Source organism: Streptomyces sp. NPDC001927, from assembly GCF_053594455.1.
This window is the reverse complement of sequence record NZ_JBSFEN010000005.1, coordinates 203,040-215,478: the sequence shown is the minus strand read 5'-3', so window position 1 is coordinate 215,478 and position 12,439 is coordinate 203,040. Positions and strand designations below refer to the sequence as shown.

Annotated in this window: 12 protein-coding genes, 1 pseudogene and 1 riboswitch; of the genes and pseudogenes, 6 read left to right on the top strand and 7 right to left on the bottom strand. The window is 73.0% G+C overall.

Annotated elements, in window-relative coordinates; translation table 11 throughout:
• Positions 1-22 precede the first annotated feature (22 nt).
• Entirely contained in the window at positions 23-994 is a 972-nt protein-coding gene (locus ACWCO8_RS14910) for a decaprenyl-phosphate phosphoribosyltransferase (protein ID WP_451032844.1), read from the bottom strand.
• Positions 995-1,097: 103 nt separating this feature from the next.
• Positions 1,098-1,610 (bottom strand): annotated as a pseudogene (locus tag ACWCO8_RS14905) (phosphatase PAP2 family protein); the annotation flags it as partial.
• Positions 1,611-1,824: 214 nt separating this feature from the next.
• Between ACWCO8_RS14905 and ACWCO8_RS14900 the strand changes: the two are divergent.
• Positions 1,825-3,189, top strand: a complete 1,365-nt coding sequence (locus tag ACWCO8_RS14900; RefSeq protein ID WP_451032544.1) for an FAD-binding protein — start codon at positions 1,825-1,827, stop codon at positions 3,187-3,189.
• A 28-nt stretch (positions 3,190-3,217) separates the two neighbouring features.
• A complete protein-coding gene (locus tag ACWCO8_RS14895; protein ID WP_451032543.1) occupies positions 3,218-3,973 on the top strand; it encodes a decaprenylphospho-beta-D-erythro-pentofuranosid-2-ulose 2-reductase in 756 nt (251 codons plus the stop codon).
• A gap of 23 nt (positions 3,974-3,996) precedes the next feature.
• On the opposite strand, the gene ACWCO8_RS14890 is transcribed toward ACWCO8_RS14895, so the two are convergent.
• A complete protein-coding gene (locus ACWCO8_RS14890) occupies positions 3,997-4,590 on the bottom strand; it encodes a 2'-5' RNA ligase family protein (RefSeq protein WP_451032542.1) in 594 nt (197 codons plus the stop codon).
• A gap of 95 nt (positions 4,591-4,685) precedes the next feature.
• Entirely contained in the window at positions 4,686-5,699 is a 1,014-nt protein-coding gene (trpS, locus tag ACWCO8_RS14885) for a tryptophan--tRNA ligase (RefSeq protein WP_451032541.1), read from the bottom strand.
• An 85-nt stretch (positions 5,700-5,784) separates the two neighbouring features.
• On the opposite strand from trpS, the gene ACWCO8_RS14880 reads away from it, so the two are divergent.
• On the top strand, positions 5,785-6,411 hold the full coding sequence (locus ACWCO8_RS14880; protein ID WP_362013811.1) for an RNA polymerase sigma factor: 627 nt from the start codon (positions 5,785-5,787) through the stop codon (positions 6,409-6,411).
• Complete coding sequence (locus ACWCO8_RS14875; RefSeq protein WP_451032540.1) at positions 6,371-7,225, top strand: hypothetical protein; 855 nt, start codon at positions 6,371-6,373, stop codon at positions 7,223-7,225. Before ACWCO8_RS14880 ends, ACWCO8_RS14875 begins: the two co-directional genes overlap by 41 nt.
• Before the next feature lie 41 nt (positions 7,226-7,266).
• On the opposite strand, the gene ACWCO8_RS14870 is transcribed toward ACWCO8_RS14875, so the two are convergent.
• Positions 7,267-8,565 carry a serine hydroxymethyltransferase gene (locus tag ACWCO8_RS14870; protein WP_451032539.1) on the bottom strand — a complete coding sequence of 433 codons (1,299 nt, stop codon included), beginning with the start codon at positions 8,563-8,565 and terminating at the stop codon, positions 7,267-7,269.
• A 75-nt stretch (positions 8,566-8,640) separates the two neighbouring features.
• A riboswitch (ZMP/ZTP riboswitch) is annotated at positions 8,641-8,731 on the bottom strand.
• 108 nt (positions 8,732-8,839) lie between these two features.
• Here ACWCO8_RS14870 and rocD point away from each other — a divergent pair.
• A complete protein-coding gene (rocD, locus tag ACWCO8_RS14865) occupies positions 8,840-10,045 on the top strand; it encodes an ornithine--oxo-acid transaminase (protein WP_451032538.1) in 1,206 nt (401 codons plus the stop codon).
• 158 nt (positions 10,046-10,203) lie between these two features.
• Positions 10,204-10,899 (top strand): polysaccharide deacetylase family protein, encoded by a 696-nt coding sequence (locus ACWCO8_RS14860; RefSeq protein ID WP_451032537.1) that lies wholly within the window; start codon positions 10,204-10,206, stop codon positions 10,897-10,899.
• Between the two features lie 13 nt (positions 10,900-10,912).
• On the opposite strand, the gene ACWCO8_RS14855 is transcribed toward ACWCO8_RS14860, so the two are convergent.
• Both ACWCO8_RS14855 and ACWCO8_RS14850 read right to left on the bottom strand, forming a co-directional pair.
• Complete coding sequence (locus ACWCO8_RS14855) at positions 10,913-12,097, bottom strand: glutathionylspermidine synthase family protein (RefSeq protein ID WP_451032536.1); 1,185 nt, start codon at positions 12,095-12,097, stop codon at positions 10,913-10,915.
• Between the two features lie 29 nt (positions 12,098-12,126).
• Entirely contained in the window at positions 12,127-12,423 is a 297-nt protein-coding gene (locus ACWCO8_RS14850) for a hypothetical protein (protein ID WP_362013802.1), read from the bottom strand.
• Between the last annotated feature and the right edge of the window lie 16 nt (positions 12,424-12,439).

The window sequence follows — 12,439 nt, the reverse complement described above, 5'->3', positions numbered from 1 at the left end:
ATACCGTGTGCGGCCGGCGGCCTCACACGTCCGCTACGGCCATGCCGTACATCGCCGCCCAGACCAGGCCGACGACCGCGAGCGGGCGGTCGCGCAGGACGACGTCCTCGGGGGCTCCGGCGGCGCCCCGGTCGGCGAAGACGGCGTAGCGCAGGACCGCGAGGATGAACGCGATCATGGAGAGCTGGCGCCAGGGCAGCAGCGTGCCGGTGGCGACGCCGCCGCTCTCCAGCGCCCACAGGCAGTAGCCGAGGACCGCGACGCCGGCGGCCAACTGCCAGACGAAGCGGAGGTATCCGGTCGTGTACTGGGTGAGCAACGCGCGCGTGGCGCCCTGTGCGGCCTCCATCCGGACGGCCTCGGAGTAGCGCTTGGCGGCGACCATGAAGAGGGCGCCGAAGCCGGTGGTGATCAGGAACCAGCGGGAGAGCGGGATCGAGAGCGCGACCCCGCCGATCATCGCGCGCATCAGGAAGCCGGTGGTGACGACGGCGAGGTCGACGACGAGGACGTGCTTGAGGCGCAGGCAGTACGCGAACTGCATGACGAGGTACGCGACGAGGAGCGCGGCGGTCATGGGGTTGCACAGGACCGCGCTCGCGCAGGCCGCTCCGAGGGCGAGGAGCGCGCCGGTGGCGTACGCGAGGGGTACGGGGACGAGTCCCGCGGCGACCGGGCGGTGGCGCTTGACGGGGTGGGCGCGGTCGGCGGCGGCGTCGCGGGCGTCGTTGACGAGGTAGACGGCGGAGGCCGCGGCCGTGAAGAGGGCGAAGACGAGGGCGAGTCGGGCGGCCGTGTGCCAGGAGGCGAGCTGTCCCGCGGCGACGGGGGCGGCGAGGACGAGGACGTTCTTGATCCACTGGCGGGGCCGCGCGGTCCTGACGAGCCCGGCGGCCGTCGCGGCCGCCTGCCGGCCGGGGTGCCGGGGCTGCCGTTCCCGTACGGGGGCGGGGGTGTCGAGGACGGCGGCGAGGCCGGTGGCGCGGTCAGTCACGGCCACCGCCGCGGAGGGTGACGGCGCCCTTGACGAGGTTCGGCGCCGCCAGGGGTACGGGTGCCACGCGCGCGTGGGGCGGGGTGCAGGCGGGTCCTGGTGCCCGGAGCCAGGCGCGGCCGAGGGTGGCCGTCACGGCGCCCAGGAGGGCGCCCGCCGCGACGTCCGTCGGGTAGTGGACGCCGACGACCAGGCGGGAGGCGCACATCGCGGCGGCCACGGGGGCGGCGAGGCGGCGGGCCGTCGGGTGGAGGGCGCCGAAGGCGACGGCGGCGGCGACGGCGGAGGTCGCGTGGGAGCTGGGGAAGGAGTGCCGTCCGGCGGTGCGGACCAGGGGCGCGTACTCCGCGGTGGCCGGTCGTGGCCGGCGTACCACCCGCTTGACGCCCATGCTGGCCAGGTGTGCCCCGGCGATCAGGGCCGTGCCGCGCAGCCAGCCCGCCCGCCGTTCCGGGTCGACCGCGGCGGCGGTGAGCCCGGCGGCGAGCCAGAGGGCGCCGTGCTCGCCGCCGAAGGACAGCGCGCGGGCGGCCGTCGCCACCGGCGGGCGGTGCCCGCAGCCGCGCAGGGCCGCCAGCAGCCGCCTCTCGGCCCCGGCCACGTCCACGTGTCGCATCGGCTCCGCCTCCCCGGATGCCGGGCCGGCGACGCCACCGACGCCGTCGACCCGGTCGAGCTGTGGTCGCGCTGACAGCCGACCGGAGACGACTCTGGCGCGGCGGCTCGCCGACCGCACGGCATTCTTTCCTGACACTCCTTTTATCACCCATTTCGCTCAACACCCCTGCATACCCGTCATATCGCGCATACAGGGCGATACGGTCGCCTCCATGGCTGCCCACACCGACGACGAGCCCCTCACCGGCTGGGGCCGCACCGCCCCCACCCTCGCGCGCGTGCACCGTCCCCGCACCTACGAGGAGGCCTCCGAGGCCGTCCGCGCCTGCGGCGCCCGAGGCTCCATCGCGCGGGGCCTCGGCCGCGCCTACGGCGACGCCGCGCAGAACGCCGGCGGCTCCGTCCTCGACATGACCGGGCTCGACCGGATCCGCTCCGTCGACGCCCTCGCGGGCACCGTCGACTGCGAGGCGGGGGTCAGCCTGCACCGCCTGATGGAGGTCCTGCTCCCGCTCGGCTGGTTCGTCCCGGTGACCCCCGGGACCAGGTACGTCACGGTCGGCGGGGCGATCGGCGCCGACATCCACGGCAAGAACCACCATGTCTCCGGCTCCTTCGGCCGCCATGTGGCCTCCCTCGAACTCCTCACCGCCGACGGCGAGATCCACACCGTCGTCCCCGGCACGGACCTCTTCGACGCCACCACGGGCGGCATGGGCCTGACCGGCGTCATCCTGTCCGCGACCCTCCGGCTGCTGCCCGTCGAGACCTCCTTCATGTCCGTCGACACCGAGCGCGCCACGGACCTCGACGACCTGATGGCCCGGCTCACCGCCGACGACGACCGGTACCGCTACTCGGTCGCCTGGATCGACCTCCTCGCGCGCGGCGCCGCCACCGGCCGGGCCGTCCTCACGCGCGGCGACCACGCCCCGTACGACGCGATCCCGGTCCGGGACCGCCGCGCGCGCCGCGCGCCCCTCGCGTTCCGCCCCGGGCAGCTGCCCGCCGCGCCCTCGTTCGTCCCCGAGCGGCTGCTCGGCCGCACGGCCGTGGGCCTGTTCAACGAGCTCTGGTACCGCAGGGCGCCCCGCCGCCGCACCGGCGAACTCCAGCGGATCTCCACGTTCTTCCACCCCCTGGACGGCGTCCCGCACTGGAACCGGATCTACGGGCGCGGTGGCTTCGTCCAGTACCAGTTCGTCGTCGGTCACGGGCACGAGGAGACCCTGCGCCGGATCGTGCGGCGGATCGCGCGGCGCGGCTGCCCGTCGTTCCTCGCCGTCCTGAAGCGCTTCGGTGCCGGCGACCCGGGCTGGCTGTCGTTCCCGGTGCCCGGCTGGACGCTGGCGCTCGACATCCCGACGCGGCTCTCCGGTCTCGGCGCGTTCCTCGACGAGCTGGACGAGGAGGTCGCGGACGCGGGCGGCCGGGTCTACCTCGCGAAGGACGCGCGCGTGCGGCCCGAGCTGCTCGACGCGATGTATCCGAGGCTCGCCGACTTCCGCGCGCTGCGCGCCGCGCTCGACCCGCGGTCCGTGTTCACGTCCGACCTCTCCCGTCGCCTCGCCCTGTGAATCGTTCTCTCCGAGGAGTTTGATCGTCATGAAGGACGCCTTCGGCACCCCGCAGTCCCTGCTCCTGCTCGGCGGCACGTCCGAGATCGGGCTCGCCACGGCCCGCCGGCTGATCGCCCGCCGCACCCGTACGGTCTGGCTCGCCGGACGCCCGACGCCCGCCCTGGCGGCCGCCGCCGACTCGCTGCGCGCGCTGGGCGCGGAGGTGCGCACGGTGGCGTTCGACGCGCTCGACACCGAGTCGCACCCGGAGCGGCTCGGCAAGATCTTCACCGAGGGCGACATCGACATGGTGCTGCTCGCCTTCGGGATCCTCGGCGACCAGGCGCACGACGAGGCCGATCCGCTCGCCGCCGTCCGGGTCGCCCAGACCAACTACACGGGCGCGGTCTCGGCGGGCCTGATCTGCGCGGCGGCGCTCCAGGCGCAGGGGCACGGCTCCTTGGTGGTGCTGTCGTCGGTGGCCGGCGAGCGCGCCCGGCGCGCGAACTTCATCTACGGCTCGTCCAAGGCGGGCCTCGACGCGTTCGCCCAGGGGCTCGGGGACGCGCTGCACGGGACGGGGGTGCACGTGATGGTCGTACGCCCCGGATTCGTACGGTCGCGGATGACGGCGGGCCTGGAGGAGGCGCCGCTGGCGACGACTCCGGAGGAGGTCGCCCGGGCCGTCGAGCTGGGGCTGCGGAGGCGCTCGGAGACGGTGTGGGTGCCGGGCGCGCTGCGGATGGTGATGTCGGCCCTGCGGCACGTGCCGAGGCCGCTGTTCCGCCGTCTGCCGGTCTGAGAGGGCGCGGGGGCCTGGGGGGGTCAGCCGGCCGTCGGGGTGGGTTCGTCGACGGGCGCGCAGCCCTGGGCCGGGACCCCGGAGGCGTTGCGGGCGTCGCCGAACTCGAAGACGCGGAGCTTGCGCCACACCCCGTCCTCGCCCTGCTCGTACAGGGCGAAGGAGGCGCAGGTCCAGGCGGCCTCGAAGTCGGCCAGCTCGGCGTACGCCCGGTCCATCGCCTCCTCGGCGATGCCGTGGGCGACGGTGACGTGCGGGTGGTACGGGAACTGCAGCTCGCGCACGAGCGGCCCGGACTCGTCCCGGACGCGCTCCTGGAGCCAGCCGCAGGAGGAGACGCCCTCGGCGAGCCTCACGTAGACGACCGGGGAGAGCGGGCGAAACGTTCCCGTGCCGCTCAGGCGGACCGGGAAGGAGCGGACGCCCGCGGCGACCTCGGCGAGGTGCGCCTGGACCGCGGGGAGCCGCTCGGCGTCCACCTCGGTCGGCGGGACGAGCGTGACGTGCGTGGGGATGCCGTGCGCGGCGGGATCCCCGAAGCCGGCGCGCAGCTCCTGGAGCAGGCTGCCATAGGGCTCCGGGACCGCGATCGAAACGCCGAGCGTTACGGTCCCCACGTCGTTCTCCTCCGTTGTCGTGTCGATTCAGGACTGGTGGTGGTGCAGCCGCCAGTGTGCGGCCTGCACCACCCCTTGTGCCAGGGTCCTTGGACTCAGTGCTTGGCGGGCAGGAAGCCCACCCGCTCGTACGTCTGCGCCAGGGTCTCGGCGGCGACCGCCCGCGCCTTCTCCGCGCCCTTGGCCAGGAGCGAGTCCAGCGTCTCCGGGTCGTCCAGATATTCCTGCGTACGGGTCCGGAACGGAGTGACGAAGTCCACCATGACCTCCGCCAGGTCGGTCTTCAGGGCGCCGTACATCTTGCCCTCGTAGCTCTTCTCCAGGTCGGCGATGCTCGTCCCGGTGAGCGTGGACATGATCGAGAGCAGGTTGGAGACGCCGGCCTTGTTCTCCGGGTCGAAGCGGATCACCGTGTCGGTGTCGGTGACCGCGCTCTTGACCTTCTTCGCCGTCGCCTTCGGCTCGTCGAGCAGGTTGATCAGACCCTTCGGCGTGGACGCCGACTTGCTCATCTTGATCGTCGGGTCCTGCAGGTCGTAGATCTTCCCGGTCTCCTTGAGGATGTACGGCGCCGGGATCGTGAACGTCTCGCCGAAGCGGCCGTTGAAGCGCTCCGCGAGGTCGCGGGTCAGCTCGATGTGCTGGCGCTGGTCCTCGCCGACCGGGACCTGGTCGGCCTGGTAGAGGAGGATGTCGGCGACCTGGAGGATCGGGTACGTGAAGAGGCCGACGGTGGCCCGGTCGGCACCCTGCTTGGACGACTTGTCCTTGAACTGGGTCATGCGGGAGGCCTCGCCGAAGCCGGTGAGACAGTTCATGACCCAGCCGAGCTGCGCGTGCTCGGGCACGTGGCTCTGGACGAAGAGGGTGCAGCGCTCCGGGTCGAGACCGGCGGCGAGCAGCTGCGCGACGGCGAGCCGGGTGTTCGCGCGGAGCTCGGCCGGGTCCTGCGGGACCGTGATCGCGTGCAGGTCCACCACCATGTAGAAGGCGTCGTGGGACTCCTGCAGCGCGACCCACTGACGGACGGCACCGAGGTAGTTGCCGAGGTGGAACGAGCCTGCGGTGGGCTGGATTCCGGAGAGCACACGGGGACGATCAGAGGCCATGCTCCACATTCTCTCAGGTGCGGGAGGCGATCCCGGACTTCCCTGGAGCAGGGAACCGATCCGGTTCGGCCGGTGTATTCAAGGTGTGAGGACGCTGGAGGGGGGCCGGGTCGTCGGAGACGAGGCAGAGGCCGCGGTGATCGCACGGGTACGCGCCGGGGAGCCGGAGGCGTACGCGTCGCTGGTCCGCGCGCACACGGCGGTCGCGCTGCGGGCGGCGGTGGCGTACGGCGCGGGCGCGGAGGCCGAGGACGTGGTGCAGCAGGCCTTCTTCAAGGCGTACCGGTCGCTGGGGCGCTTCAAGGAGGGGGCCGCGTTCCGTCCGTGGCTGCTGCGGATCGTGCTCAATGAGACGAGGAACACAGTGCGCGCGGCGGGCCGGCAGCGGGCGGTCGCGGGGCGGGAGGCGGAGCTGCTCGCGGCCGAGCCGCTGATACCGGAAGAGGCGGACCCGGCGGTCGCGGCCGAGGAGCGGGAGAGACGGCGTCAGCTGCTCGGGGCCCTGGACGGGCTGAGCGAGGACCACCGCCAGGTGGTGATCCACCGCTATCTGCTGGAGCTGGACGAGACGGAGACCGCGGCCGCGCTCGGCTGGCCGCGCGGGACGGTGAAGTCCCGGCTGAGCCGGGCGCTGAAGAAGCTCGGACTGGTGCTGGAGGGAGGTGAGGAGCATGACGGAGGAGAGGGACGAGACGGACGGGAGGGCCGGTGACGGGTCCGCGGGCAGGCGCGGGGCGGAGCTGCCGGAGGACCTGCCGGAGGAGCTGCGGGAGCTGGGGCGGCGGCTGAAGGTGCCGGACGTCGGCGGGGAGACCATGGCCGAGCGGGTGCTCGCTCAGCTCCTGGCGGAGCGGGTGGAGACGCCGGTGCGGCGCCCTGGCCGCTTCGAGTCGCTGCGCGGCTCCGTGCGCAGGCGCTGGAAGGCGCTGCTCGCGGCGGTCTCCGGGGTCCTGATGGTCCTGGTGCTCACGCCTCCGGTGCGGGCGACGGTGGCGGAGTGGTTCGGCTTCGGCGGGGTCGAGGTCCGGTACGACCCCGGGGCGCGTCCGGCGCCGGGTGCGGCGGTCCCCGGGTGCACCGAAGGGGCGGTCCCGCCGGCAGAGGCCGGGCGCAGGGCGGGATTCGAGCCCTTGATACCGAGCGCGCTCGGCACGCCGGACGCGGTCTCGGTGACCGGCTCGGCGGAGCTGGGGCGGGCGGTGATCAGCCTGTGCTGGCGCGGGAAGGACGGCGGGACGGTCCGGCTGGACGAGTTCCCCGCCCGGCTCGAGCCGGGCTTCGCCAAGCAGGTGCGGACGCACCCGGAGTGGGTCGACCTGCCGGACGGCGCGGAGGGCTACTGGTTCGCCGAGCCGCACCTGCTGAGCGTCCCGATGCTGGACGCGAGCGGGCGGACCTGGACCCACTCCATACGCACGGCGGGCCCCACGCTCCTCTGGACGAGGAACGCGGGAGCCCTGACCCTGCGCCTCGAGGGCGAGCCGTCCATGGAGGAGGCCCGCCGCATAGCCGAGTCGGCGGGCTGAGCGCCGGACGACTGCCTTTGGCTCAGATCAGCACCGGCGGGTCAGCCGACCGGGAGGCCCGGCGCCGGGAAGGCGGCCATCAGCTCGGCGACCTCGGCGCGGATCGTGCGGAGCGCGTCCTCGTCGCCGGAGCCGGCGGCCGCGACGCCCCGGTCGATCCAGTCGGCGACCTGGGTCATGTGCGTGGCGTCGAGGCCCCGGGAGGTGAGGGAGGGGGTGCCGATGCGGATGCCGGAAGGGTCGAAGGGCTTCCGGGGGTCGTAGGGGACGGTGTTGTAGTTGACGACGATCCCGGCGCGGTCGAGGGCCTTGGCGGCGACCTTGCCGGGGACCTCCTTGGGGGTGAGGTCCATCAGGATCAGGTGGTTGTCGGTGCCGCCGGAGACCAGGTCGAAGCCGCGGGCGAGGAGCGCCTCGGCGAGGGCCTTGGCGTTGGCGACGACCGCGTGGGCGTAGTCGCGGAAGGAGGGCTGGGACGCCTCGCGCAGGGCGACGGCGATGGCGGCGGTGGTCTGGTTGTGCGGGCCGCCCTGGAGGCCGGGGAAGACGGCCTTGTCGAGGGCCTTGGCGTGCTCCTCGCGGGACATCAGCATGGCGCCGCGCGGGCCGCGCAGGGTCTTGTGGGTGGTCGTCGAGATGACGTCGGCGTACGGGACCGGTGAGGGGTGGGCGCCGCCCGCGATGAGGCCGGCGATGTGGGCGATGTCGGCGACGAGGACGGACCCGGCCTCGCGGGCGATCTCGGCGAAGGCGGCGAAGTCGATCGTGCGGGGCAGCGCGGTGCCGCCGCAGAAGATCAGCTTCGGGCGCTCCTTGAGGGCCAGCTCGCGGACCTGGTCGAAGTCGACGAGCCCGTTGTCCTGGCGTACGCCGTACTGCACGCCGCGGAACCACTTGCCGGTGGCGGAGACGCCCCAGCCGTGGGTGAGGTGGCCGCCCATGGGCAGGGCCATGCCCATCACGGTGTCGCCCGGCTCGGCGAAGGCGAGGTAGACGGCGAGGTTGGCGGGGGAACCGGAGTAGGGCTGGACGTTGGCGTGGTCGACGCCGAAGACGGCCTTGGCGCGCTCGACGGCGAGGGTCTCGACCTGGTCGATGTTCTGCTGGCCCTCGTAGTACCGGCGGCCGGGGTAGCCCTCGCTGTACTTGTTCTGCAGGACCGTGCCGGAGGCCTCGAGGACGGCGGCGGAGACGTAGTTCTCGCTGGGGATCATCCGCAGGGTCTCGGCCTGCAGCCGCTCCTCGGCGCCGACGAGCGCGGCGAGTTCGGGGTCGGCCGCGGCGAGGGCGGGGTGCTGGACAGGGGCGTTGCTGGTGGCGTCGGTCGCGATGTCGCTCATGGCGTTCCTCCGGGCGTTGCGGCGGCGGGTCCCGGAGCGGTGCGGCTCGGCGCGGCACCACACGGGACGGGGTCCTTGTGGTGCCCAGGCGGGCGGCACCGCGTGTGGTCTGCCGCGCACGGCTCCCCCAGGGTCGATTCCCCGTACGCCAGTCGCCGTGCGTGTTTCCACATTAGCGGGCGCGCCGTCGTTCAAGGTTTCTTCGTCCGGTATCCGAGCGACGATAGGAAAGGGAGCCACACCCGCCCCTGGCCGCAGGACGAACGGAGATCCCGTGTCGAGTACGCAAGACGCGATCGCTTCCGCGGAGGCGCACAGCGCGCACAACTACCACCCCCTGCCCGTCGTCGTCGCCTCGGCCGACGGGGCCTGGATGACCGATGTCGAGGGGCGCCGCTATCTCGACATGCTCGCCGGGTACTCGGCGCTCAACTTCGGCCACGGCCACCGCCGGCTGATCGACGCGGCGCGGGCGCAGCTGGAGCGGGTGACGCTCACGTCGAGGGCGTTCCACCACGACCGCTTCGCGGAGTTCTGCACCCGGCTCGCGGAGCTGTGCGGCAAGGACATGGTCCTGCCGATGAACACGGGCGCGGAGGCGATCGAGACGGCGGTGAAGACCGCCCGGAAGTGGGGGTACGAGGTCAAGGGCGTGCCGGACGGGCACGCGAAGATCGTGGTCGCGGCGAACAACTTCCACGGTCGGACGACGACGATCGTCAGCTTCTCCACGGACCACGAGGCCCGTGACCACTACGGCCCGTACACGCCGGGCTTCGAGATCGTCCCGTACGGCGATCTGACGGCGATGGAGGCCGCGGTCACCGCGCACACGGTGGCGGTGCTGATCGAGCCGATCCAGGGCGAGGCGGGGGTCCTCGTCCCGCCTGCCGGATATCTGCGCGGGGTACGGGAGTTGACCCGGGAGCGGAACGTGCTGTTCATCGCGGACGAGATCCAGTCGGGCCTCGGCCGGACCGGGCGGACGTTCGCGTGCGAGCACGAGGGCGTGGTGCCGGACGTGTACGTCCTGGGCAAGGCGCTGGGCGGCGGTGTCGTCCCGGTCTCGGCGGTGGTGGCGGACCGGGACGTGCTCGGGGTGTTCCGGCCGGGCGAGCACGGGTCGACGTTCGGCGGGAACCCGCTGGCGTGCGCGGTGGCCCTGGAGGTGATCGCGATGCTGCGGACGGGCGAGTACCAGCAGCGGGCGGCGGAGCTGGGCGAGCACCTGCACGCGGAGCTGGGGCTGCTCGTCGGCGGAGGCGCGGTCGAGGCGGTGCGGGGGCGCGGCCTGTGGGCCGGGGTGGACATCGCGCCGTCGCGGGGCACGGGCCGGGAGATCTCGGAGAAGCTGATGGAGCGGGGCGTGCTGGTCAAGGACACGCACGGCTCGACGATCCGGATCGCCCCACCCCTGGTGATCAGCAAGGAGGACCTGGACTGGGGCCTGGAGCAACTGCGAGCCGTACTGGCGGGCTGACGGGGTCCGTCCTGTCCGCCGGGGCCGGCCGGACCGGCGGACGGCGGACCGGACGGACCGGCGGGCGTCGGCGGACCGGTTCGGTCCGGTTCGTGGGGTGGAGGGTGGGGCAACTCGGGGCATTGACAGCGCAGTTGGTCTAGGCCAATGATGCCGCCATGCCGAGACCCCGCCCCCGCCGCGCGCTGCGTGGCGCACTCGCCGTTCTCGTCCCGCTCGCGCTGCTGGGCGCGTTCGCGGGCCCAGCACAGGCCGCCCCCAAGGCGGTCTGGCCCGCGCCCGTCCCCGTCGTCTCCCATGTCGAGACCACCGACCCGGTCGTCTTCATCACCATCGACGACGGCTGGTTCCACGACCCCGCCGCCGCCAAGATCCTCATCGACCGGCGGGTGCCCGCCTCGCTGTTCCTGCTCCCGGGCGCCTACTCGTACGACTCCGGCTACTTCCACGCGCTCCTCGACCACGGCCGCTCCCGGGTCGAGAACCACACCGTCAGCCACCCGGACCTCACCGGGCTCGACGCGGCCGGCCAGAAGGCGGAGGTCTGCGGCGCGCGCGACCAGCACCTCGCCGAGTTCGGCGACGGCCCGCGCCTGCTCCGCCCGCCATACGGCACGTACGACGAGACCACCCGCACCACCGCCCGCGCGTGCGGCGCGAAGGCCCTGGTGACCTGGACGTACGACCTGACCACCTGGGGCCAGTGGACCCCGCCGACCCCCACCCTGAAGGCCGGCGACATCATCCTGCTGCACTTCAACGAGACGCTGGAGCAGGACCTCACGCGCGCCCTGGCCGCCGCCGAGGCGGCCGGTCTGAAGCCCGCGCCGCTCAGGGAGTACGTACCCGAGTAGCCGTCACCAGGACTCAGAGGATGACGTGCGGCAGGAAGCGGGCGTACTCGTCCGTTATCAGGCCCGCCGACTCCCGGATGCCGAGCCCCGCCGCCTCGTCCTCGACGACCCACGCGCCGAGCACCACCCGGTTGCCGTCGAAGTCGGGCAGCGGGGCCAACTCCTGGTAGCAGCAGGGGTCTTCACGAAGGACGGGCGCCGAGCCCGGTTCGTGGACGGTGACGCCCGCGCCCTCGCGGCCGAGGAGCGGCTTGGCGACATAGCCGCCGCGCGTGGCGAGTTCGCGCGGGCCGTCGAGGTAGGCCGGCAGCAGGTTCGGATGGTCCGGGTACAGCTCCCAGAGGATCGCGAGCAGCGCCTTGTTGGAGAGCAGCATCTTCCAGGCGGGCTCGATCCAGCAGGTCGTGCCCGTACCGCCGCCGTTGTCGAGGGTGTCCAGGACGTACGGGCCGAAGCGGTCGGTGGCCAGCCACTCCCACGGATAGAGCTTGAAGCAGCTGCGGATGAACCGCAGCCGGTCGTCCACGAACCGGCCCGAGAGCCGGTCCCAGCCGATCTGCTCGACCGACAGCGCCTCCGTGTCGAGCCCGGCCTGCTGGGCGGTCTCGCGCAGATACGCGACCGTCATCAGGTCTTCGCCGAGCTCGTCCCCCTCGGAGTGGACGAAGTGCACAGGGCTGCCGGGCGGCAGCAGCGGGGCCTGGCGCTTCCAGGCGTCAACGAGCCGCTCGTGCAGGGAGTTCCACTGGTCGGCACCGGGGAACCGGTCCTCCATCCAGAACCACTGCGGGCTCGCGGCCTCGACCAGCGAGGTCGGCGTGTCGGCGTTGTACTCCAGCATCTTGGCCGGGCCCGTGCCGTCGTAGCGGAGGTCGAACCGGCCGTAGAGCGAGGGCAGTTCCGCGCGGCGACGCCAGGACTCGGCGACGAGCGAGGCGAGCCGGGGATCGGTGAGTCCGAGGTCGGCGAACCGTTCCCGCTCGACGATGTGAGCGGCTGCCGCCAGGCACATCGCGTGCAGCTCCTCGACGACCTCCTCCAGCGCCTCGACCTCGGGCAGCGTGAAGGAGTAGTACGCGCTCTCGTCCCAGTACGGGCGCAGGGAGTCGTCGGGGTAGCGGGTCAGGGGGTAGACGAGCCCCTGCTCCTCCACCGTCTGCTGCCACCCCGGCCGGGGTTCGATCGTGTGCCGCCGCATGGTCCCTGTCCGCCCGTCCGTCCGCCCGCTCAGCCGCCGCTGGAACCGGAGCAGCCGAAGCCGCCGGTGTCCACGGCCTTCTTGTCGAAGCTGCCGCCGCTGACCTTGTTGTCGCTGACGCTGCCGCCGTAGTAGTACGAGCCGCGGGCCGTGCCGCTGCCGCTGCTCCCGCTGCCGTTACCGCTCTCGCACTCGTAGCTCGGGAGCTTCTCGCGCGTCAGCGGGTCGACACACCGCTTGTCGGGCTCGGATCCGCAGGACGTGATCGTCGCCGCGAGCACCCCCATACCGCCGAGCACGACCGTGCTCGACCTCAGCCTGCGCATGAATCTGCCTCCCCAT